Below are 22,192 nucleotides of genomic sequence, written 5' to 3'. Positions count from 1 at the left end.
TTGGCTTTAAAGTTAGATTAACGCTTTATTCGCTATTGGTTTTTACAAAGACCCCAGCAACTGATTCAGGGTCGTACTCGGACGCATGACTTGTGAGGCCAATTCCGCATTGGGTTGGTAGTACCCTCCAATATCAACTGAATGCCCTTGAACCGAATTGAGTTCATCGGTAATGACTTGCTCATTGGCCAGTAAATTCGCTGCAACCTTTTCAAACCGGGCTTGCAGGTCGCCATCATCGTTTTGTTTAGCCAGCTCCTGCGCCCAATACATGGCCAAATAAAAATGACTACCTCGGTTATCCAACTCACCAACCTTGCGCGACGGCGACTTGTTGTTTTCCAAAAACAGGCCGGTTGCCTTATCGAGCGTATTGGCCAGCACTTGCGCTTTTGGATTATTGAACTGAGTGGCCAGATGCTCCAAAGAGACCGCCAAAGCCAAAAACTCGCCCAAGGAATCCCAACGCAAATGGTTTTCGGCCAAAAGCTGCTGGACGTGTTTCGGTGCCGAACCCCCGGCGCCGGTTTCAAACAAACCACCACCGTTCATCAATGGGACGATCGAAAGCATTTTGGCCGAAGTGCCTAATTCCAAAATCGGAAATAAGTCGGTCAGGTAATCACGCAACACATTACCGGTCACAGAAATCACATCCTTTCCTTCTTTGACATGTCGTAAGGTAAAGCGTGTGGCCTCTTCCGGCGACATAATGTGAATTTCCAAACCTGTCAGGTCATGATCCAACAAGTATTTGTTAACCTTCTCGATCAATTGGTGATCGTGCGCACGCTCGGTATCAAGCCAGAACACCGCCGGCGTCTGGGTTGCGCGGGCACGATTAACGGCGAGCTTTACCCAGTCCTGAATCGGGGCGTCTTTAACCTGACACATACGAAAAATGTCGCCATTCTCAACGGATTGTTTCAACAAAACCTGTCCATCGCCATCTACTACGCGTACCGTGCCGTCCCCAGTCATCTGGAAGGTTTTGTCATGGGAACCATACTCTTCGGCTTTTTGTGCCATCAAACCCACATTGGGAACGGTTCCCATGGTAGTCGGGTCAAAAGCGCCATGATGCTTACAGAAATTGATGGTTTCCTGATAAACGCCCGCATAACAGCGATCCGGAATCACCGCCATGGTGTCTTGCTGCTTTCCATCTTTATTCCACATCTTCCCTGATGAGCGAATCATAGCCGGCATAGAAGCATCAACAATCACATCACTCGGCACATGTAGGTTCGTAATCCCTTTGTCGGAATCCACCATAGCCATATCGGCTTTAGCCGCCAAAACCGCATTGATATCGGATTCAATTTCGGCCTGTTTTTCGGCTGGAAGTGCAGCGATCTTACTGTAAACGTCGCCTAAACCATTATTTGGATTAACCCCCAGCTCGGCGAAAGTGTCGGCATGTTTGGCGAACACCTCTTCAAAAAACACGGCCACCGCCTGGCCGAAGATAATCGGGTCGGATACTTTCATCATCGTGGCTTTCAAATGCAAAGAGAATAAAACACCTTGCTCTTTAGCTTCAGCAATCGATTTTGCCAGAAAATCTCTCAACGCTTTTTGACTCATTACCGCTGCGTCAATAACCTCACCCTTTTGAAGCGGAGCATAGCCTTTCAACTCCTGGGTTTGACCCTGTTCATTCACAAACTCGATTTTAAACTCCGAGGCTTTCTCAACAGTTAACGACTTTTCCGAACCGTAAAAGTCGCCTTCTGACATATGCACCACACTTGATTTCGAATCGGCGGACCAGGCGCCCATAGAATGAGGGTGTTTCTTGGCGAAATTCTTAACCGAAGTCGGCGCGCGTCGATCGGAATTTCCTTCACGCAATACAGGATTGACCGCCGATCCCAGAACCTTGGCGTATTGTGACTGAATTTTTTTCTCCTCTTCTGTTTGAGGATCAGAAGGGTAATCCGGCAAGTCATAACCGTGTGCCTGCAGTTCTTTAATGGCAGCGCTCAGCTGCGGTATTGAGGCGCTGATATTCGGCAACTTAATGATATTGGCTTCAGGGGTTTTCGCCAATTCGCCCAACTCAGCCAAGGCATCGCCCATCTGCTGTTCCGCTGGAAGGTATTCGGATAGATTGGCGATAATACGTCCCGCCAAGGAGATGTCGCGAGTTTCCACCTGCACACCGGCAGCATTGGTAAAGGCTTGCACGATCGGCAAAAATGAGTAAGTGGCTAATGCAGGGGCTTCGTCCGTTAAGGTGTAAATAATCTTAGCTTTTTCTGTCATCTGAATTCCTGAAGTTGTTCGCCTCGACGTTGAGAACTGGGATCAATTAAAAATGTTAGAATATTGCGTATTCTAACTCACAGCGCACATAAGTCCCAAAAAGAACCGCTAAAAAACTTCTAAATTTTAAATGAAATCCTCATGAGCCAGATCCTGCTATTCAACAAACCCTTCAACGTCTTATGTCAATTTACCGACGAAGAGCAATATAAAGGGCAACGCGAAACCTTAGCTGACTATATTCAAAAGCCCGGTTTTTACGCGGCCGGAAGACTGGATCGTGATTCAGAAGGCTTGCTATTATTGACCAATGACGGGAAACTGCAACACCGCATCAGCGACCCCAAACACAAATTACCCAAAACCTATCTGGTTCAGGTTGAAGGTGACATCGATAGCCATGCACTCAAGCAGTTACAAAAAGGCGTCAAACTCAAAGACGGATTAACCCGACCAGCTAAAGCCAAAAAAGTGAATCCCCCCAAATGGTTATGGGCACGAAATCCGCCGATTAGAGAGCGTCAAAACATTCCCACTAGCTGGGTAGAACTGACCATTAGCGAAGGCAAAAACCGTCAGGTAAGGCGCATGACCGCTGCTGTGGGTTTTCCAACCTTAAGGCTGATACGTTTAAGCATCGGCGAATTTCAAATCAACCGCCTCAAACCGGGAGAAAGCACACTCATTGAGTTCGACTAAACCCGGCTCAGCTTGAATCCTGCCTAGTAAACAACGGTCATGCATAGATGTGCTCGTCAAAAAAGCTGCCACCCTCTCGCCCTATAACCTAAACTTGACTGGTTAAGTTATGCAAACCCGCTGGGTTGTTTGCTAAAATAGGCGCATGAAAGAAAATTCCCAAACAAAAGTCATTGTCGGCCTCTCGGGAGGTGTCGATTCGTCCGTTACCGCTCTTTTACTCAAACAGCAAGGCTATGATGTCGAAGGGCTGTTTATGAAGAACTGGGAAGGCGACGATACCGAAGATTACTGTCCGGCAGCCGAAGACCTCAAAGACGTCATCGCCATTTGTGAAAAACTCGATATCCCTCTGCATATCGAAAATTTTTCCAATGAATACTGGGATCGCGTTTTCGAACACTTTCTGGCCGAATACAAATTGGGCAGAACCCCCAATCCGGATATCCTGTGTAACAAGGAAGTGAAATTCAAAGCGTTTCTGGATCATGCCCTGACACTGGGGGCGGATTTCATCGCCACCGGTCACTATGCCCGCATTAAACGCGATGCGGACGGCACCTGTCACCTTTTAAAAGGGTTGGACGAAAACAAAGATCAAAGTTACTTTCTTTATACCCTGCAGCAGTCGCAGTTGAAAAAATCCATGTTTCCGATTGGTGAACTGGAAAAACCCTATGTTCGCCAATTAGCCGAAGAGGCGGATTTAATCACCCATGATAAAAAAGACAGTACCGGAATCTGTTTTATCGGTGAACGTAAATTCAAAGACTTTCTGCAGCGTTTTTTGCCAGCCCGGCCCGGCGACATTGTGGATGACCAAGGCAATGTCATCGGCCGTCACGATGGCCTTATGTACCACACCATCGGTCAGCGCAAAGGATTGGGCATCGGTGGAGGTCACGGCAAGGATAATTCACCCTGGTTTGCCGCAGACAAAAACCTGGCCACTAACCAGCTCATTGCGGTGCAAGGCAAGCAACACCCCTTACTGCAACATGAAATTGTCATCGCCAATACTTTGGATTGGGTTTCAGGGCAATGCCCGACTTTGAATTCCCCTCTAAAAGCTAAAATTCGCTACCGTCAGCAAGAACAACCCTGCCAGATTATCGACTCTACAGACGGCAAAATCATTGTCCGTTTTGATGAAGCGCAGACAGCGGTCGCGCCCGGACAGTCAATCGTTTTTTATCTGGATGAAGAATGTCTGGGCGGCGGCATCATCGAACAACGTCTTCACGATCTGTCTGAACGATTGGATTAGCTCTAAATTTTTATATTTATCGGGAAACCTTATGTCTGAATACACTGACCAGGATCGCGCCATCGCCCTTATTGGCATTTACCAAACCGCCAAGATGGTATATGACTTGGCGACCACCGGAAACACCAATGACAAGGCTTTTCAAACCAGCATCGACTCGCTGTTTTGCGACCAGCCCGACAATACGCTGGCCGTGTATGGCGGCGAAGTTGAAAACATTCAACTCGGCGTCAATACTCTACTGGCGCAAATGAGCTCTGACCAAGCGATCCAAAACCGCAATGTGGAAGTGACCCGCTACGTGCTCAGCATGATCATTCTGGAAAAGAAACTCAATCAGATTGAAGGCAAAATGGGAGCCATTTACTCGGGCCTGGAAACCGCTAAGGCACAATGTGAACACTTCAGCGATTTTCATGAAAACGTGATTGCCTCTTTGGCCAACACTTACTCAAAAAATGTCAGTGATGTCTCCCCCAGGGTGATGGTCAATGGACAGCACGGACACCTGCAAAACCCCGCTGTCGCCAATAAGATACGCGCCCTTTTATTAGCGGGCATCCGCTCGGCCACCTTATGGCGCCAAGTGGGAGGAAGCCGCTGGGGTTTAATCTGGTCACGCAAAAAGTATTTGCGTGCGGCTCAAGCCCTGTCCCGTGGCCCACAGGACAGCCAGCCACCCTCTTTTTTCAACCCAGATAATTAAGACTGGCCTGGTTAGTTAATGCAAATTACGATCGAAAGCCACCCAGCCCAATCATATCTCGACACCCTTGCCGTCAATAATTGGCCGATATGGGAAAAAGAGGTCTCTGAATTTCCTTGGTTCTACGAGATGGAAGAGGTCTGCTTGATTTTACAAGGTGAAGTCATTGTCACACCCGAAAAAGGTCAGCCGGTTCGCATCAAAGCAGGCGATCTGGTCACTTTCCCCAAAGGCATGCACTGTCGTTGGCACATCACACAAGACATTCGTAAACACTACTTGTTCCGCTAATTCTTAGCTTAGCTTTCGCTTATTGAATAGCAGAAGCAGTGATCTCCACGAAGAAACGCCACTCTGAATGTATTTTGATCAGACTCATATAAAAAAACCACCGGTGAAAATAAGCAGGCCTGTCTACTTGCTTATTTTCACCGGTGGTTAAGAATTAACCGCAACCGACGGTTACATTGTGAAGAGTACTATAAAAGCAAATTACTTAAGTGTTTTATAGTTCTCTTTCTTGACGATTTCGGCATCTGCAATGACAGCCTTCAGCCGGCCGTCCAGTTCCGTATTTGCCATAAGTTCCGTGATCGCTTGAGTCAATTGTGCTTTCTGTGCTTCATCGACTTCGACGTCTTTAACTTCCGTAACTTGAATCAAAACGGTATCTCCGGTACTCAACTGATAGGAACGCCAGCTAGCCTTATCGTCTTTAGGCTTTTGCGTTTTGAAAACCTGAGCAGTCATCTGCGGCAAGATACGCTGATTATTGCGATCAATCCAGCCAACCGTATGCCATTCCACCCCTTTGCCCATCAAAGACTCTGGATTCTCACCCGCTTCCACTTTCTTCAACAAGGTATCGGCCAGCTTAGCGGCTTCTTCAATGGCGGACTGACGAACCAGGGTTTCCTTAATGCCCGCACTGACTTCCTCCAAAGACTTCTGACGTGCTTCAAAGAAGTCTTTGACACGCAATACAACAGACTGATTCGGCGCAAGGTCAATTGAGCTACTGTTGACTCGAGACTTCAAAACCTCATCAGAAAAGGCGGTATTGACCACTTTCGAATTCGACAAAATCGGGCCTACACCACCGTCACGACTAAAGGCATCAGAGGTCATGACTTTCAATCCGGTTGCCTCAGCAGCCGGTTCCAGGCTATCTGATTGCTCATAAGCAATGGTATTGAGTTGTTCCAACTTATCGAAATAGACTTTTTCAGCCTCTTGCGCCTGATACTGTTGCGTGACCTGATCTTTCACTTCGGCGAAAGCCTGGGTCTGTTTGGGTTCAATGTTTTCCAATTTGATCAGATGATAACCAAAGTCTGTTTTGACCGGTTCACTGACCTCTCCAACCTGCATCGAGAACACGGCCTGGTCAAATTCAGGAACCATCATGCCTTGTTCAAAACTTCCCAGATCACCACCAGACTGAGCCGAGCCTGGATCCTGAGAGTAAGTTTTAGCCAAGGCTTCAAAAGACTCTCCATCCGCCAATTTCTTCTGAATCTCAGCGATTTTTTCTTGAGCTTGTGTTTCAGAGGCTTCAGACTCCGCCTCAACCGAGATCAAAATATGCTTGGCCTGACGCTTTTCGGGCAAGGTATACAACAACTGATTGTCATTGTAATAAGCTTGCAAGATCTCATCGTCAACCGGAACCTGCTTGGCCAACTCGGCCTGTGACAGTTCCAGATACTGAATCACGACCTTTTCGGGCTCAACATAAGCCACTTTATTTTTTTCATAGTAGTCGGCAATCTGTTTTTCGCTGATTTCCACCGTTTTCAGAAAAGGACGCTGATCGATTCTCAGGTAATTGACATGACGCTGTTGACCTTGAATTTTAGCCAACTGTGCTACCTCTGACGGCGTGGAAAAAGAGGAACTCTGTGTCAATCCACGATACTGATTTTCCAATAGGAACTGGCGCTGTTCATACTCAAAACGTGCGACGTTCAGGCCATTACGAAGCAATACATCTTCATACACTTTTTCGGAGAACTGCCCATCCTGCTGAAACACATCCGCGGAATGAATCGTGGCCGCAAGCTGCTGGTCGCTGATGGTCATGTGATTGCGGTTCGCCCATTGACGGATCGCCTCGGATTCAATCAAGGCGTCCAAAACCTGGTCACGCAGTTCGTTATCCTTGACCACTTGATCGTACATGTCACCAAATTGCTGTTCCAAACGGGACTTCTGGCGACTGTATAATGTCATGAAGTCGCGCGCGGTGATGTCCTCACCGTTTACCTGCGCAACCACAACAACCTTATCACCACGCGCATACTGATCAATCCCAAACAGTGCAAACGTTAAGATAATTAGACCGACAATCACCCAGGCAATCCAGCCTTGCGCGTTATCTCTAATGGCTTGTAACATGCTTTTTCCTTTAGTGTATTACGTTCTTAAAATAGCGTTCTATGATACCAATCTACCCAAGCTGTTTCATCTTCTTTATCATAAATTACGCATAATTTTGAACAAACCGGGCTTTACAACAAGAATCACGTTTAAATTGGGTTTTTCAGATACAATAAATCTAACTCATACATACAATCAAAGAGCCCCATGAAAAAAATCCTCTATGTCGACGATGCAAAGTCCATGCGCCGTCTGGTCGAAATGGTATTGAGTAAACTTTATGACATTACCCTGGCCACCGACGGTTTAGAGGGACTGGAAGCGCTTTCCACACAAGACTACGATGTCATCGTCTCCGACATCAATATGCCAAATATGAATGGACTCGATTTTCTTCAGGCTTTAAGAGAGGACCCGAAACATCGCTACACCCCGGTATTGATGATGACAACCGAAGCCGATGAAGAGATGAAAGCAAAAGGTAAAGAACTCGGTGCAACTGGCTGGATTACCAAGCCGTTTGATCCCGAAAAACTGATTAAAGTCTTGGAACGTGTCAGCGGCTGACAATCAGACCTAAACGTACTAAAACGATTTTTGCTCATAAAATCAGAAATGCAAAACCGCAGCAGGCCTGCCTATTTTACTGTTGGTTCTTTGCATTTAAAATGGCAATAAAAAAGCCCCGCCAACACGATGTTTGGCGGGGCTTTTTTGTTTTCAAATGGTGCTTAATTATGCAAAGGGATCGGTCAACACCAGGGTTTCAGCCCGGTCTGGTCCGGTCGACAGGATGGAAACCGGAACCCCCACTTCCTTTTCAAGGAACTGGATATAATCCTTGGCCGCTTGCGGTAAGGCTTCCCAAGATTCGATACCAACTGTGGAAGTTTTCCAACCCGGCATGGTAACGTAATTCGGCACACAAGATTCATAATCGTCGGCGCTGCTTGGAGGCAACAACAAAGTCTGCCCTTCTTTAGAATAGGAAACACAGATTTTAACTTCCTCAAGCTCGTCCATTACGTCCAGCTTGGTCAAACACATGCCGGTCATGCCGTTAATTTGAGCGGAACGACGCAAAGCGACCGCATCAAACCAACCACAACGACGCTGACGCCCCGTTGTCGCACCAAATTCACGACCACGCGTACCCAGCTCTTTGCCAATAACATCGCCGCTATCGTTAGCTACATCATAAACCAACTCTGTTGGAAAAGGTCCGCCGCCAACACGCGTCGCATAGGCTTTGGTAATCCCTAAGACATAGTCGATCTGGGTTGGACCAATGCCTGCGCCTGAGGCCGCGCCTCCAGCAGTGGTGTTGGAAGAAGTCACATAAGGATAAGTTCCTTGGTCGATATCCAATAAGGTACCTTGCGCCCCTTCAAACATCAGGTTCTTGCCATCGCGATTATAGCAATCAATCAGATCCGGAATATCGGCCAGCATGGGCACAATCATTCGGCTGTACTCTTCACACTTGGCCCACAAGGCATCAAAGGAAACCGGCTCAACCTTATAATAATGTTCCAACATGTAGTTGTGGTAGGCTAGAGTTTCAAGCAACTTCTGCTTGAAGGTCGTCATGTTTTTAAGATCGCCTGCTCGCAATCCACGGCGCGCAACCTTATCTTCATAAGCGGGTCCAATTCCTCGACCGGTGGTGCCGATCGCCTTGTTTCCACGAGCGATTTCACGCGCCTGATCCAGAGCAACATGGTAATCCAGAATCAACGGGCAGGCATCGCTGATCTTAAGGCGATTTTGCACCTTCAGCCCGGTCTCTTCAAGCTGCGCCATCTCTTTCTTTAAGGCTTCTGGTGCAAGCACCACGCCATTGCCGATAAAGCACTCTACCTCTTCACGCAAGATACCCGATGGAATCAGGTGTAAGACGGTCTTCTTCCCGTCAATCACGAGAGTATGGCCAGCATTATGCCCACCTTGGAAACGAACAACTGCAGCTACCCGGTCAGTCAAAAGGTCAACAATCTTACCTTTACCTTCATCTCCCCACTGGGTACCCACAACAACAATATTACGCTTTGACATAAATTACTTCTTAACGGTTAACGATTTTAAAAAACGAATAAACAAAACAAGAGATCAACTGTTCTGCAGTTTCCACTGACCATCCTGCATGACTAACTGAAGCGCCTGAGAATCGACTGCATCCATATCGTAGGCTTTGATCACCTGATAGCCTTTCTGCTTCAACTCGGATACGGCTTGCTTGAGTGCCGGATCCGATGCAACCGGAGCATAAACGATTCCCTGAACCGAATCCGCAACATCCGCTAAAAGATCCAAGGCGGTTCTCAAATCCAAACTGAAGCCGGTCGCTGGTAAAGACAAACCGAATTCGCTGCCGATTCCGTCATAACGCCCACCTTTGGCAATCAGCTGCATTTGTCTTCCCATGCTGTAACAGCCGAAAATGATCCCCGTATGATATTGGTAACCACGAATATCGGCCAAATCCAGGTGAATCTGAACCGACTGCGTGTTTTGCAAATGTGTGACAATCAACTGCAGGCGCTGCAAGGCGTTATCCAACGCGGCTGATAAACCAGAAAGAACCTTACCAGCCTGATCAAGTACCGCCTGTGCATCACCCGCCAAATTCATCATTTCGGCATAGGCTGAACCGACCGAACCAGGCAGGTCAACGCTATCCAGCCATTGCTGATACTCAGGGATGGCTTTGCGCTTGAGTATATCCAACAGGTCTGAGCGCTGCTGCTCATTCAATTGAGCTAATGACATCAACTCATCGACCACACCTACATGGCCAAGGCTTAACTGTAACTGGGGCAACGACAAAGCATTCAAACCGTCCAGCATCAATTCAATCACCTCAATGTCACTCTCGACACCTTGATGTCCAAACAATTCGGCTCCAACCTGAATCGGACTGCGCGAACCTTTAGCCTTATTGTTACGGGTTTTAAGCACCTCACCCACATAACTCAAACGCGTAATACCTTCAGCGGCTTTCAAGCGATTACTGACGATCCTGGCAACCTGAGGCGTCATGTCAGAGCGTACCCCCATCATGCGGCCGCTCTCCTGATCAGTAAAACGGCAGGTGTCGGTGGCTCTGTGGCGCCCGGTTCCAGTTAAAAGAGAGTCGGTAAACTCTGCAATGGGAGGTAAAACCAAGTCATAACCGGAAAGGTGGAAACCGTCAATCAAGATACGACGATAATATTCCAGCTTTTGAGCTTGTGGAGGTAAGAGGTCTTCGAGGCCTTCAGGCGTGAACCAGGTCGATTGTTGCATTATTTCACTTCTTTTCTTGAAAATTTTTATCTGAATTAATTTAACCGATTTATTTTAAATCAAATCACTGCGTTTAACTGAAAAATAACAGCAGGGCCATTCCGGCACTTAAACTGACCAATCCCATGATGCGAATCTGTTTCTCCGTAAGCTGAACCGCTTCAGTCATCACTTTGCGCCAGAACTCGGGAAAGACAAAAGGCAAAAGTCCTTCTAAAATAAAAACCAGAGCGATCGCAGCTATTAACGTATTTTCCATCATGCTTCCATAAAAAAGGTGGGTTACCCCACCTTTAAAATCAACGGATTTGTAAACAACTACTTCACAGAATTGTTGAAGTACTTGAAGAAGTCTGAGTTGGGGTCAACCAACAGAATATCGGACTTATCTTTAAAGGTCTTCTGGTAAGCGTTAATGCTGTGATAGAACGAATAAAACTCAGCATCTTTATTGTACGCTTTAGCATAAATCTCAGCCGCTTTCGCATCCCCTTGCCCTCGAAGGATCTCCGCTTCACTGTAAGCATCGGCTAAAATGACCACACGCTGTCTGTCGGCATCGGCACGAATTCTTTCCGCAGCTTCAGACCCCTTCGAACGCAAGTCTTTAGCAACACGATTACGCTCTGCTTCCATCCTGCGGTAAACAGATTCACTGACATCCTTGGCCAAATCGATACGCTTGATGCGTACATCGGCAATCTCAATCCCAAATTCATTTGCGGCATTGGCCGTAGTATCTTTGATTTTCTGAGCGATTTCGATACGCTCTCCGGAAATGACTTCCTTAACGGTACGATTACCAAACTCGGCCCGTAAACCATCTTTCACGATCTGCCCAAGTCGCATGCCCGCAAGACGGTTATCACCGTTCATGGTGGTGTAGAATTTTTCCACATCCTTAATACGCCACTTAACAAACGAATCCACTTCCAAGTTTTTCTTCTCACTGGTCAGGAAACGTTCCGGTGAGGAGTCTAACGTCTGAATTCGAGCATCGAATTTACGCACGTTGTTGATAAATGGCGTTTTAAGATGCAGCCCGGGTTCAACATCGGTTTTGACGATTTCACCCAATCTGAGCACGACAGCGGTCTCCCACTGATTGACAACAAAAACTGAGCTGCTGGCTATAAATAGAATCGCCGCAACTAAAATAGATAGTACTGATTTCATTAACGTAACTCCCTATTTTTTAAATAATCACGAATGTTGGTTCGTTGCGGATTGATAGTAGACGTATTTCCTCCAGCTGTTTTTGCTGCTGGCTCGGAATTATTGCTGTTTGATTGCACTGGTTTTAACGGCACAGCTTGTTGACCACCAAGCATTTTATCTAATGGCAAGTACAACAAATTGTTACTATTTTCTGAGCCCATAAAGACTTTACTGCTGTTTTCCATAACATTCGAGACGGCATCAATGTATAGACGGTTACGTGTTACTTCCGGTGCCTTTTGGTACTCAGTAACGATACTGGTAAAACGAGACGCCTCACCCGTAGCCTGAGCAATCACACGATCGTGATAAGCGCTCGCTTCTTCAAGTTCACGTGCTGCAGTACCACGCGCTTTCGGTAGAATATCATTTGCATAAGCTTCCGCTTCGTTGATCAAACGCTCTCTATCCTCACGCGCTTTAACAACGTCAGCGAAGGCTGATTGCACCTGTTCTGGAGGCTGCGCATCCTGAAGGTTAACACTGGTGATCATCAAACCGGTTCGATAATCGTTCAGATTGGCCTGCGCCAACTCCTGAACTTTTGAAACCACTTCATTACGCCCTTCGGTAAGAACAAAATCCATACGATTTTGACCGACCACTTCACGTAACGCACTCTCAACCACCGAACGTAACGTCATGTCCGGATCGGAAACTTCAAACAGGTATTGATTGGCGCTTTCGATTTTGTATTGAACGGCAATTTTAAGGTCGACGATGTTTTCATCTTTCGTCAACATCAAAGACTCGTTCGGCACATTGCCTGAACGGTTACGACTGTCGGAACGATAACCTATTTCGGCGGTACGAATTTGATCGACATTGACCACACGAACGGTTTCTATCGGATACGGAATGTGCCAATGGGGACCGGCTTTGGTTTCTTCGACAAAGGCACCAAAACGGGTAACCACACCCCGTTCTGCCGGATCCACGATATAGATACCGGACAACAACCAAATGACGATGATAACACCGATGATGATTCCTCCGCCAATGCCGCCGAATCCACCGTTATTGAATTTATCGCCCGCCCCGCCAAAAAGACTTTGTGCCTTTTTAAGCAAAGCATCGATATCAGGATCCTTATCTGATTTTTTTGGTGGTTTGTTTGAGCCACCTTGATTGCCTGGGTTACCCCAAGGATCTTGTCCGGGTTTACCTGGTTCGTTCCAAGCCATGTATTTCTCTCCGTTCATGGGTCTGCAAGACGCATCATTTTATGAGACACGAAATAGGAATCATTTTAGAGGGTTAACTTTAAAATGTCACCCATTAAAATTTTTTATTCAGCCTGTTTTCGCCATTCCAGTTTCATTTAAAGTCCTTTATCCGGGCTATCCTTAGATAACACCTCGGCTTTCAACAACTCTTTCCACTCTTTAACCTCTTCCCACTCATGACGAGTTAAATGCATTTTGAATAGGCTATTGCCCTGCTCATCAAAGCCCTCTTCAAGAATCGTTCCTAACTGGTAGAGTTCCGCTCTTTTTTTACCGGCCGAAACATCCAGTGTCAGCGCTACGGTAAAGAATTCACCTTTGAAAAAAGCCCCGACCGCATCCATCAACAAGTCAATACCCTGACCGTTTTTAGCTGAAATCCAGACACGCTCCGGCACACCCTCTTCATTCAGATCAACCTTGGGGGAAACGGGCGGATCCAAGCTGTCAATCTTGTTAAAGACCAGCAATTGCGGCACATCGCGGGCTCCGACCTCATCAATCACTTCCAGCACATCCTGGATCTTTTCATCACGGTGCGGATCCGAAGCATCCACAAGGTGAATCAACAGGCTGGCCTCACTGGTCTCTTCAAGTGTCGAGCGGAATGCAGTCACTAAATCATGAGGGATATGGCGAATAAAGCCCACTGTATCTGCGAATATCACCGGCCCCGCGCCGGGTAAATGAACCCGGCGCAAAGTAGAGTCCAGCGTGGCGAAAAGACGGTCTTCGGCGTAAACACCCGCCGAAGTCATATGGTTAAAGAGTGTTGATTTACCAGCATTGGTATAGCCGACAATGGTGATAGTAGGCAATTCAGACTTTTTACGAGCACGTCGCCCAAGACTACGCTGCCTGCGCACCTTATCTATTCGCGCCTCCAGCTGTTTGATTCGCCCCTGAACCAAACGTCTGTCGGATTCCAGCTGCGTCTCACCCGGTCCGCGCGCGCCAATCCCGCCTTGACGGTCAAGGTGAGACCAGCCTTTGACCAAACGCGTAGACATGCGCTTAAGCTGGGCCAGCTCGACCTGCAATTTACCCTCATGGGAACGCGCTCGTTGCGCAAAGATATCCAAAATCAAACCGACACGATCCAGCACCTGACAATCCAGTAAATTGGACAAGTTTCGTTCTTGAGCCGGGGATAAAGCATGATTGACAATCACCACATCGGCATCATGTAAAGCCACGGCGTCCTTGACCTCTTCGGCCTTGCCTTTACCGACAAAATACTTGGGGTCCGGTGATTGACGTTTGGTTGTGATTAGCTGACAGATTTCAGCCCCGGCTGAATCGACCAATTCATAAAATTCGTCCAATTCTTCTCGGTCTGCTTCATTATGAAAATCGACGTGAACCAGTACCGCTCGGTCCAGATCACGTCTTTCTAGACGATCAAATAATTCCATTTAATCCGTTCAATTCCTTGAATTATTGTCGTTTTTTTACAGAATTGACTTGCAAAAATCTGTTTGAAATGCGGAATTAATCATCCGAGGTATGAGCGTCGTCGGCTGCGTGCTCATAAGGCTTTGGATCGCGCATAGGCACAATGGTTGAAATCGCATGCTTATAGACCATTTGCGTCACATTACTTCTCAAAAGCACCACGAACTGGTCAAAAGAGTCCACACGACCCTGCAACTTAACCCCATTTACCAAATAAATAGATACGCTAATTTTTTCTTTACGCAGTGCATTCAAATAAGGATCTTGAATAGGTAAAGCTTTAGCCACCTTTTTAGTCTCCATGATTATTTCCTATTATTATTGTCTTTTAAATATTCATTCCTATCCGACTGCATACGTGTTTAATAGAGCGGAATCAGAAATAATTCTTTTTTATCCTAAAGCATGAAGCATATCACAGTGCCGTTATTTATCTATATCAATCAATTTTATTTATCAATAAGAGACATTCACGCTCAGGCTTCTATTCTATAAGCTTTTCAGACAGATTCAATTAAATTACTCACATGCTGCAAACGTTCTTGCCGTGATGTCTTAAACGGATCCAAGGTTATCAAATCTGACTCCTTGCGTAACCAGGTTAATTGTCTCTTGGCCAATTGACGTGTGGCGACCACGCCTTTATCGACAAAAGTGTCGTAATCGTATTCTCCCTGTAAAAACAACCAGGCCTGCCGATATCCAACACTGCGTATAGAGGTCATATCTACACTCAAATCACCTCTCGCCATAAGTGCTTTAACTTCCTGAAGAAATCCATGCTCCAGCATCGTCTGAAATCGTGCCGCAATCTGCGCATGCAGACGGGAGCGATCTTCGGGGATTAGCGCCACTTTCAACAAACTGAAAGAGGATAGAGCCGATTTGGGTTTGGCGCGATGCTCGGTCAGCGTTTTGCCCGAAACTTCAAACACCTCCAAAGCTCGAATCAGCCTCTGCGGATCATTAGGATGTATACGCGCCGCAGACTCCGGATCCACTTCAAGCAGTCGCTCGTGCAGTGCCTGTGGATTGGACTCCCATAAAGCCTGGAGTTTGGCGCGAACCGCCTCATCCGCAGAAGGCAGATCGGACATGCCCTGCTGCAACGCATTAAAATACATCATGGTTCCACCCACAAAAACCGGGAGTTTTCCGCGCGCAAAAATGGCATCAACCAGGTCGTGCACATCTTCGACAAACTCTGAGGCCGAATAGCTCTGGGAAGCATCATGCGTATTGATCAAATGATGCGGAACCTGCTCCATTTCCTCGAGGCTTGGCTTAGCCGTACCAACATCCATGCCCCGGTAGATGAGGGCTGAATCGACACTGATAATTTCAATGGGAAAGGATTCTGCCAAATCCATGGAAAGCTGACTTTTACCCGAAGCCGTCGGCCCCATCAGCGCCAGACACTGTTTTTTTTGAATCATGCTCTTTATTGACATCCGTACCTTCTCAATCTCATCATTTACCGCGCATGAACAAAGCGTCAAGCTGTTCCATTGAAAGTTGGACCCAAGTCGGGCGACCATGATTGCACTGGTCGGAACGCTCGGTTCGCTCCATCTCTCTAAGCAAGGCATTCATCTCTTCAATCGTCAGCTGACGGTTCGCCCTCACCGAGCCATGGCACGCCATGGTCGATAGCATTGCGTTTATATGCTCTTCAACCTGCTGTGTCTGCCCGGCCACGGCCAGATCCGCCAACATATCATTCACCAACCCGGCCACATCGCTTTTGCTTAAAAGCGCCGGCAAAGCCGTTACCTTCAATTGTTCCGGCCCCATCTGTTCGATTTCAAACCCCAGCTTGTCGAACCATTTTGAAAAGGCCTGCCACACTTCAACCTGGGAACTCTCAAGCGCCAGTACCATTGGCACCAGCAAAGGCTGACTTATCAAACGATGCTCTTGCCATTGCTTTTTGAGGCGCTCATAAACTACCCGTTCATGTGCCGCATGCATATCCACCAGAACCAGACCCTGCTGATTTTCGGCCAGGATAAACACCCCATGAAGCTGCATCTTCGCAAAACCCAGCTTATTAAATTGAACAGAGCCAGATTGGCCGTCATAAGAAGCACCCGCTTCACTCACGCCCGATTTTTCTGCAAAAGACTCGGCTCCGTACTGCAATAAACGTGCATCTAACGCCGACCTGTCGGTATTCACCGCCGGGGATTGAAACTGCATCGCAGACTGCATTCCTGCTCCTCTATCCTGCCAAGCCACAGGATTCTGAAAGCCGTTAGCCCCAGTCGCCGCGGAGGAGCTTGAAAAATCACCGAAAGAACGGCCACTGCCCTGCTCGGCGTTCAATGGACGACCCACCGCATCACGCACAGAGCGTCTCAAGAAATCATATACCCAGCGTCCGTTTGCAAATCGCACTTCATACTTGGCCGGATGCACATTGACATCCACTAGATCGTGCGGAATCTCCAAAAACAGCAAATAGGCGGGATGCCGCCCATGGTATAGCACATCTGCATAGGCCTGCTTGACCGCATAAGAGAGTAAACGATCGCGCACGATACGGCCATTCACAAACAAGTACTGCATATCCGTCTGACTGCGATTAAACGTTGGCAAACCCACCCAGCCGCTAAGCTTTATTTCCTGTGACTCAAACTCCACCCTGAGACTCTGGGCAACAAAAGGCTGCCCCATCAGTTGCGACAAGCGCTTTTGTTGTGTGGCCTCATCCACCACCGGCAATACCTGACGGACGACCTTGGCATTATGAGTCAACTTAAAGCCGATTTCGGGGCGACTCAACATCACACGTTTAACCAACTGATCTATATGCGAAAACTCCGTCTGCGCAGAACGCAGGAAGCGCTTTCGGGCAGGGGTATTGAAAAACAGATCCTCAACACGCACCTGTGTACCCAAGGTTCCCGCCACCGGAGACAAATCGCTCCAATTCCCCTCACCTTCGGCACTCAACTGCCATGCCGCACCCGACTCTTCACTTTTGCTGACGATTTGAAAGCGTGACACCGAACTGATACTTGCCAAGGCCTCACCACGGAACCCGAGCGTTTTCACCGCCGACAAATCATCAACCGATTGAATTTTACTGGTTGCATGCCGGCTGACTGCCAAAGACAGCTCCAACTGAGGAATCCCCGAACCGTTATCGGTTACCTGAATCAATTTTTCTCCGCCCTGCTCGATCACAATATCAACTTGCGTGGCCCCCGAATCCAAGGCATTTTCCAGCAACTCTTTAACTACCGAAGCGGGACGTTCAACCACCTCACCGGCCGCAATCTGGTCAGCCAAATGGGAAGGAAGCTGGCTGATTTGCCTGCGTTCATTCGTCAAAGAGGTAGCATCGGGAGAAAGGATTGAATCGATAGAAGTCAAAGTAAACAGTCTTTAAATTAATCAAACAAACGGATAAAAAAGAAATTCTGCCAGTGCAAACAAATCACCGACAGCCTGAAAATAGTAAAAATTATAACATCCCACTTTGGGTTTTTATGGCTTTGAAGGGGTTTTTACAAGTAGCGACCTGCAGACTTTTTTCCTACAAGCTTCTCCAATCCTCTCTGTATAGCCATTTGAAAGACCCATTCAAATTAGACTTCAAAAAATAACCCCACAATATTGGATTTTTTAATCCTCTCAACACCTGATAAAATCTGCACTTTGGTTCTAGCATGACCAACCACACTTCAACCAAGGGACGCAAAGCGATGGGACTACTCAATAAACTTTTTGGTAACGGGATTTCTGAAGAGTTACAAACAGAAATCGAAAATCGGCTTAAACAAACCATTGAGCCCGTCAGCCAACAAGACCTGCTTAGCCTCAAATCAGTCAGCGAGCTTCAGCTGAAAAAAAAGCAGCTCAGCCTGACAATCAGCCTACCTTTTCCATGCAAAAGTCTTTGGCCGGCACTGAAACAAAACCTGAAACACCAGCTCGACAGCCTTGAAGAAATCGAGTCGGTTACGGTCAACTGGGAAACCAAAGTGGTCGCTCATGACGTACAAAAAGGCGCCACGCCCCTGAAAAACATCAAAAACATTATTGCCGTCGCTTCTGGTAAAGGCGGGGTCGGCAAGTCCACCACCAGTGTCAACCTTGCATTGGCACTGCAGCAGGAAGGAGCCCGTGTTGGCATTCTAGATGCAGACATTTACGGCCCCAGCATCCCGACCATGCTGGGTACCCACAGCAAACCACAATCGGAAGACGGTAAAACCATGAAGCCGGTCACCGCCTATGGCCTGCAAATCATGTCGATCGGCTTTTTAATTGAAGAGGACTCTCCCATGATCTGGCGCGGTCCAATCGTCACCCAAACGCTGACGCAACTACTCAAAGAGACCGATTGGGATGAACTCGACTATCTCGTCATCGACCTACCTCCTGGAACCGGTGACGTTCAACTGACTTTGGCCCAGCAAATCCCTGTCACCGGTGCGATCATCGTCACCACCCCACAACAAGTCTCACTGATTGACGCCAAAAAAGGCCTAAAAATGTTTGAAAAGGTTGAAATTCCGATCTTGGGCGTGATTGAAAACATGGCTACCCACATTTGCAGCAACTGCGGACATGAAGAAGCGATTTTTGGAGAGCATGGAGGGGAGGAGCTTGCCAAAACCTACAAAGTGGACTTTCTAGGCTCTTTACCACTGGATAAACGTATTCGCGAAGAGGCCGACATGGGCAAACCCACTGTCACCGCTGAACCCGGCAGCGCAATCGCACAGAAATACCGAGACATCGCTCACAGGACCAGCGCTAAAATCGGCACCACCAAACGCAACTACGGCAACCTGTTTCCGGAAATTGTGATTCAAAACACCTAAAGAGCGTTTGGCAAATCAAGGACAAGACTCAATCTTCCTTTCCTAAAAGCCCCTCAAAGTAAAAAAGCACGTAAAAACGTGCTTTTTCAAAACCAGCAGGCCTGGTCATCAGCTTGCCTCTACTTTCAACCGAACCTTTTTATGGTTCCGTAAGGGAAATTCCATTCAGCTTCTGACTTCAACACTAAAAAGCTGATCAAAATGGGCCACTTTAAGAATCTCCATCACCGCCTCACCGACATTGACAATTCGTATGCGCCCTTTTACGCCGCCGGTTCGTTCACGCAGTAAAAGAAGCATACCCAACGCAGAGCTGTCCAGATAAGTCGTTTGCGCCATATCGATGACAAACACACTGTCAACTGAAGATAAATAGGGCTTATAGAGCTCATTAAAAGCATCATAACAACTCACGTCAAAACTTCCCTCAATGGAAATCGTCACCACCTGATCGGTTACCTTGCAAAAAATGGCCACCTGCCGCCCCGTCAATAAATTAAAAGTTCATCCATGATAAAGGACTCTCCACACGGATTCAAACAGTATCTGCAAAAACACGTAGCAAACACAAGCAACCCCAATAGACAAAAGGATAACCGACTCAGATTAACCTACATTTAAGCTCACATTAAACACACCCCAAGCCACAAAATCGCTATAATATTCGGTTAATTTAAAACACTTCATTCAAACCAAGAAAGTGTGGACAAGCCGACTCATTAATTATTGAAAATGGATTCCCTTAAGATGTCTGACAAAACGAATGCCAACGTGACCAATGCATCACCAAGAAAAATCTTAATCACCAGCGCTCTGCCCTATGCCAATGGGCCGATCCATCTGGGACATTTGGTCGAATACATCCAAACAGACATCTGGGCACGTTTTCAGAAAATGCGCGGCCACCAGTGTACCTACGTTTGTGCAGACGATGCACACGGCACACCAATCATGTTGCGCGCTCAAGCAGAAGGTATAACACCCGAAGAGCTGATTGCCAAATCATCCCAAGACCATCAAGCCGACTTTGCCGGTTTCAATATTGCGTTTGACCATTACCACAGTACCAACTCGCCTGAAAATGAAGCCTTTGCCTGCTACATCTATAACCAATTGAAGGAGAAGGGCCACATCAGCCGTAAAACCATCAAACAGTTTTACGACCCTGAAAAAGAGATGTTTCTTCCGGACCGTTTCATTAAAGGAACCTGCCCCAAATGTAAAGCCGAAGACCAGTATGGCGACAACTGTGAAGTATGCGGTGCCACCTATACCCCAACCGAACTGATTGATCCTAAATCCGTAGTTTCGGGTGCGACCCCGATTGAAAAAGAGACAGACCATCTGTTTTTTGAACTCGCTCACTTTGAAGAGATGCTCAAGAACTGGACGCATCAGGGACACCTGCAATCGCAAATTGCAAACAAGCTGGATGAGTGGTTCGAAGCGGGACTTCGCGGCTGGGACATCTCCCGAGATGCGCCCTATTTCGGATTCCAGATTCCCGGTGAAACCGATAAATACTTTTACGTCTGGCTGGATGCGCCGGTAGGTTACATGGCGAGCTTCAAGGCCTATTGCGACAAATCCGGGCTGAATTTCGATGAATACTGGCAAGCGGGCAGTGAGGCCGAACTCTACCATTTCATCGGCAAAGACATCATCTACTTTCACGCCCTGTTTTGGCCCGCCATGCTTGCCGGTGCCGGATTCCGTACTCCGGACGCCATCTATGCGCACGGTTTTCTGACGGTAGACGGTCAAAAAATGTCCAAATCCCGCGGTACCTTTATTATGGCCAAGACCTATTTGGACCACCTGAATCCGGAGTATTTGCGTTACTATTTTGCCGCCAAACTCTCCAGTCGAATTGACGACATCGACCTCAACCTAGAAGACTTTGCACAGCGTGTCAATTCCGACCTGGTTGGCAAGGTGGTCAACATCGCCAGCCGCTGTGCTGGTTTTGTGGTCAAAAAATTCGATGGCCAACTGAGCAGCAACTGGTCCGATGAAGCCCAGTCTCTTTATGAGAGTTTTGCCAATGAATCCGAAATGATCGCACAACTCTACGAACAGCGTGATTATGGTCAAGCCATGCGTGAAATCATGGCGCTCGCTGACCGTGCCAATGAATACATCGCCGAAACCGCCCCTTGGGTATTGGCAAAACAGGAAGGCAAAGAGGCAGAACTGCATGAATCGGTCAGTTTGGGCATCAATCTGTTCCGTGTTCTAATGACATATTTGGCTCCAGTCATACCCGAAACGGCGGAAAAAGCGAAAGCCTTTTTAAATATTGATGACTGGCAATGGAATGACGTGGCCACACCACTTAAACAGCATTCAATTAATAAGTTCAATGCGCTTTTGACACGACTAGAAATGGACCAGATTGACAAAATGCTCGAAGACTCCAAAAAGACTCTCACTGCGCAGGCTCCAGCAGCGTCTGAAAGCAAACAACCCGCAGCGGATTTAGACCCTTTGGCCGAAGAAATCTCAATTGATGACTTTGCTAAAATCGATTTGCGCGTAGCTAAAATCCTCAATGCCGAGGCCGTTCCAGAAGCCAACAAACTTCTAAAATTGACCTTGGATATTGGATTTGAACAACGCCAGGTTTTCGCCGGCATCAAATCCGCTTACGAGCCCGAACAGCTGATTGGTAAAATGACAGTCATGGTCGCCAATCTAAAACCTCGCAAGATGCGTTTTGGTATGTCTGAAGGCATGGTATTGGCGGCAGGCCCAGGAGGAAGCGATTTGTTCGTTCTCTCTCCTGACGAAGGCGCGCAACCCGGCATGAGAGTGAAGTAGGCAAAAATTGACTCAGCCAAACCCTATAAAGTGA

At 47.4% G+C, this 22,192-nt stretch carries 19 protein-coding genes; 7 read left to right on the top strand and 12 right to left on the bottom strand.

Annotation, left to right across the window (positions count from 1 at the left end):
* Positions 1 to 42: 42 nt before the first annotated feature.
* Positions 43 to 2,268, bottom strand: coding sequence for an NADP-dependent isocitrate dehydrogenase (locus tag B076_RS0105595; RefSeq protein WP_028486451.1), 2,226 nt, complete (start codon positions 2,266 to 2,268; stop codon positions 43 to 45).
* Positions 2,269 to 2,409: 141 nt separating this feature from the next.
* Here B076_RS0105595 and B076_RS0105590 point away from each other — a divergent pair, with 141 nt between their 5' ends.
* The 4 genes from B076_RS0105590 (at position 2,410) to B076_RS0105575 (ending at position 5,231) form a co-directional block, all read left to right on the top strand.
* The gene (locus B076_RS0105590; RefSeq protein ID WP_028486450.1) at positions 2,410 to 2,967 is read left to right on the top strand and encodes an rRNA large subunit pseudouridine synthase E; all 558 of its coding nucleotides are present in this window, start codon (positions 2,410 to 2,412) and stop codon (positions 2,965 to 2,967) included.
* Positions 2,968 to 3,112: 145 nt separating this feature from the next.
* A complete protein-coding gene (mnmA, locus tag B076_RS0105585) occupies positions 3,113 to 4,234 on the top strand; it encodes a tRNA 2-thiouridine(34) synthase MnmA (RefSeq protein WP_028486449.1) in 1,122 nt (373 codons plus the stop codon).
* Positions 4,235 to 4,265: 31 nt separating this feature from the next.
* Positions 4,266 to 4,940: a high frequency lysogenization protein HflD gene (gene hflD / locus B076_RS0105580; RefSeq protein WP_028486448.1), complete on the top strand. Its 675-nt coding sequence runs from the start codon at positions 4,266 to 4,268 to the stop codon at positions 4,938 to 4,940.
* A gap of 18 nt (positions 4,941 to 4,958) precedes the next feature.
* Positions 4,959 to 5,231 (top strand): cupin domain-containing protein, encoded by a 273-nt coding sequence (locus B076_RS0105575; RefSeq protein ID WP_028486447.1) that lies wholly within the window; start codon positions 4,959 to 4,961, stop codon positions 5,229 to 5,231.
* A 201-nt stretch (positions 5,232 to 5,432) separates the two neighbouring features.
* Here B076_RS0105575 and B076_RS0105570 read toward each other — a convergent pair whose 3' ends face one another.
* Positions 5,433 to 7,337 (bottom strand): SurA N-terminal domain-containing protein, encoded by a 1,905-nt coding sequence (locus tag B076_RS0105570; protein ID WP_028486446.1) that lies wholly within the window; start codon positions 7,335 to 7,337, stop codon positions 5,433 to 5,435.
* Positions 7,338 to 7,526: 189 nt separating this feature from the next.
* Here B076_RS0105570 and B076_RS0105565 point away from each other — a divergent pair, with 189 nt between their 5' ends.
* Positions 7,527 to 7,886 (top strand): response regulator, encoded by a 360-nt coding sequence (locus B076_RS0105565; RefSeq protein WP_028486445.1) that lies wholly within the window; start codon positions 7,527 to 7,529, stop codon positions 7,884 to 7,886.
* A 168-nt stretch (positions 7,887 to 8,054) separates the two neighbouring features.
* Here B076_RS0105565 and B076_RS0105560 read toward each other — a convergent pair whose 3' ends face one another.
* The 9 genes from B076_RS0105560 to mutL form a co-directional block, all read right to left on the bottom strand.
* Positions 8,055 to 9,374 carry an adenylosuccinate synthase gene (locus B076_RS0105560; RefSeq protein WP_028486444.1) on the bottom strand — a complete coding sequence of 440 codons (1,320 nt, stop codon included), beginning with the start codon at positions 9,372 to 9,374 and terminating at the stop codon, positions 8,055 to 8,057.
* Between the two features lie 54 nt (positions 9,375 to 9,428).
* Positions 9,429 to 10,604, bottom strand: coding sequence for an ATP phosphoribosyltransferase regulatory subunit (locus B076_RS0105555; protein WP_028486443.1), 1,176 nt, complete (start codon positions 10,602 to 10,604; stop codon positions 9,429 to 9,431).
* Between the two features lie 73 nt (positions 10,605 to 10,677).
* Positions 10,678 to 10,863 (bottom strand): DUF2065 domain-containing protein, encoded by a 186-nt coding sequence (locus tag B076_RS0105550; protein ID WP_028486442.1) that lies wholly within the window; start codon positions 10,861 to 10,863, stop codon positions 10,678 to 10,680.
* 59 nt (positions 10,864 to 10,922) lie between these two features.
* The gene (gene hflC / locus B076_RS0105545) at positions 10,923 to 11,780 is read right to left on the bottom strand and encodes a protease modulator HflC (protein WP_028486441.1); all 858 of its coding nucleotides are present in this window, start codon (positions 11,778 to 11,780) and stop codon (positions 10,923 to 10,925) included.
* Positions 11,780 to 13,006 (bottom strand): FtsH protease activity modulator HflK, encoded by a 1,227-nt coding sequence (gene hflK / locus B076_RS0105540; RefSeq protein WP_028486440.1) that lies wholly within the window; start codon positions 13,004 to 13,006, stop codon positions 11,780 to 11,782. Before hflK ends, hflC begins: the two co-directional genes overlap by 1 nt.
* Before the next feature lie 137 nt (positions 13,007 to 13,143).
* Positions 13,144 to 14,463 (bottom strand): ribosome rescue GTPase HflX, encoded by a 1,320-nt coding sequence (gene hflX, locus B076_RS0105535; protein WP_028486439.1) that lies wholly within the window; start codon positions 14,461 to 14,463, stop codon positions 13,144 to 13,146.
* 76 nt (positions 14,464 to 14,539) lie between these two features.
* A complete protein-coding gene (hfq, locus tag B076_RS0105530; RefSeq protein WP_038150817.1) occupies positions 14,540 to 14,791 on the bottom strand; it encodes an RNA chaperone Hfq in 252 nt (83 codons plus the stop codon).
* A gap of 212 nt (positions 14,792 to 15,003) precedes the next feature.
* Positions 15,004 to 15,939: a tRNA (adenosine(37)-N6)-dimethylallyltransferase MiaA gene (miaA, locus tag B076_RS0105525; protein WP_028486437.1), complete on the bottom strand. Its 936-nt coding sequence runs from the start codon at positions 15,937 to 15,939 to the stop codon at positions 15,004 to 15,006.
* A gap of 34 nt (positions 15,940 to 15,973) precedes the next feature.
* Complete coding sequence (gene mutL / locus B076_RS0105520) at positions 15,974 to 17,872, bottom strand: DNA mismatch repair endonuclease MutL (protein WP_245566367.1); 1,899 nt, start codon at positions 17,870 to 17,872, stop codon at positions 15,974 to 15,976.
* A gap of 341 nt (positions 17,873 to 18,213) precedes the next feature.
* Between mutL and apbC the strand changes: the two genes are divergently transcribed.
* A complete protein-coding gene (gene apbC / locus B076_RS0105515; protein ID WP_028486435.1) occupies positions 18,214 to 19,338 on the top strand; it encodes an iron-sulfur cluster carrier protein ApbC in 1,125 nt (374 codons plus the stop codon).
* Positions 19,339 to 19,503: 165 nt separating this feature from the next.
* Here the strand turns inward: apbC and B076_RS0105510 are convergent, their stop codons facing one another.
* Positions 19,504 to 19,815 carry an STAS domain-containing protein gene (locus B076_RS0105510; protein WP_028486434.1) on the bottom strand — a complete coding sequence of 104 codons (312 nt, stop codon included), beginning with the start codon at positions 19,813 to 19,815 and terminating at the stop codon, positions 19,504 to 19,506.
* 270 nt (positions 19,816 to 20,085) lie between these two features.
* On the opposite strand from B076_RS0105510, the gene metG reads away from it, so the two are divergent.
* The gene (metG, locus tag B076_RS0105505; RefSeq protein ID WP_038150441.1) at positions 20,086 to 22,158 is read left to right on the top strand and encodes a methionine--tRNA ligase; all 2,073 of its coding nucleotides are present in this window, start codon (positions 20,086 to 20,088) and stop codon (positions 22,156 to 22,158) included.
* Positions 22,159 to 22,192 lie beyond the last annotated feature (34 nt).

The sequence above is a fragment of the Thiomicrorhabdus chilensis DSM 12352 genome (assembly GCF_000483485.1).
Taxonomy (GTDB): Bacteria; Pseudomonadota; Gammaproteobacteria; order Thiomicrospirales; family Thiomicrospiraceae; genus Thiomicrorhabdus; species Thiomicrorhabdus chilensis.
This window is presented reverse-complemented; position numbering and strand designations above follow the sequence as displayed.

Coding starts and splice junctions, on each gene's coding strand:
- B076_RS0105565 (WP_028486445.1), top strand. CDS start 7,527: ATGAAAAAAATCCTCTATGTCGACGATGCAAAGTCCATGCGCCGTCTG.
- B076_RS0105555 (WP_028486443.1), bottom strand. CDS start 10,604: ATGCAACAATCGACCTGGTTCACGCCTGAAGGCCTCGAAGACCTCTTA.
- B076_RS0105570 (WP_028486446.1), bottom strand. CDS start 7,337: ATGTTACAAGCCATTAGAGATAACGCGCAAGGCTGGATTGCCTGGGTG.
- metG (WP_038150441.1), top strand. CDS start 20,086: ATGTCTGACAAAACGAATGCCAACGTGACCAATGCATCACCAAGAAAA.
- apbC (WP_028486435.1), top strand. CDS start 18,214: ATGGGACTACTCAATAAACTTTTTGGTAACGGGATTTCTGAAGAGTTA.
- miaA (WP_028486437.1), bottom strand. CDS start 15,939: ATGATTCAAAAAAAACAGTGTCTGGCGCTGATGGGGCCGACGGCTTCG.
- hflK (WP_028486440.1), bottom strand. CDS start 13,006: ATGGCTTGGAACGAACCAGGTAAACCCGGACAAGATCCTTGGGGTAAC.
- hflX (WP_028486439.1), bottom strand. CDS start 14,463: ATGGAATTATTTGATCGTCTAGAAAGACGTGATCTGGACCGAGCGGTA.
- B076_RS0105595 (WP_028486451.1), bottom strand. CDS start 2,268: ATGACAGAAAAAGCTAAGATTATTTACACCTTAACGGACGAAGCCCCT.
- hflD (WP_028486448.1), top strand. CDS start 4,266: ATGTCTGAATACACTGACCAGGATCGCGCCATCGCCCTTATTGGCATT.
- B076_RS0105575 (WP_028486447.1), top strand. CDS start 4,959: ATGCAAATTACGATCGAAAGCCACCCAGCCCAATCATATCTCGACACC.
- mnmA (WP_028486449.1), top strand. CDS start 3,113: ATGAAAGAAAATTCCCAAACAAAAGTCATTGTCGGCCTCTCGGGAGGT.
- hflC (WP_028486441.1), bottom strand. CDS start 11,780: ATGAAATCAGTACTATCTATTTTAGTTGCGGCGATTCTATTTATAGCC.
- B076_RS0105590 (WP_028486450.1), top strand. CDS start 2,410: ATGAGCCAGATCCTGCTATTCAACAAACCCTTCAACGTCTTATGTCAA.
- B076_RS0105560 (WP_028486444.1), bottom strand. CDS start 9,374: ATGTCAAAGCGTAATATTGTTGTTGTGGGTACCCAGTGGGGAGATGAA.
- B076_RS0105550 (WP_028486442.1), bottom strand. CDS start 10,863: ATGGAAAATACGTTAATAGCTGCGATCGCTCTGGTTTTTATTTTAGAA.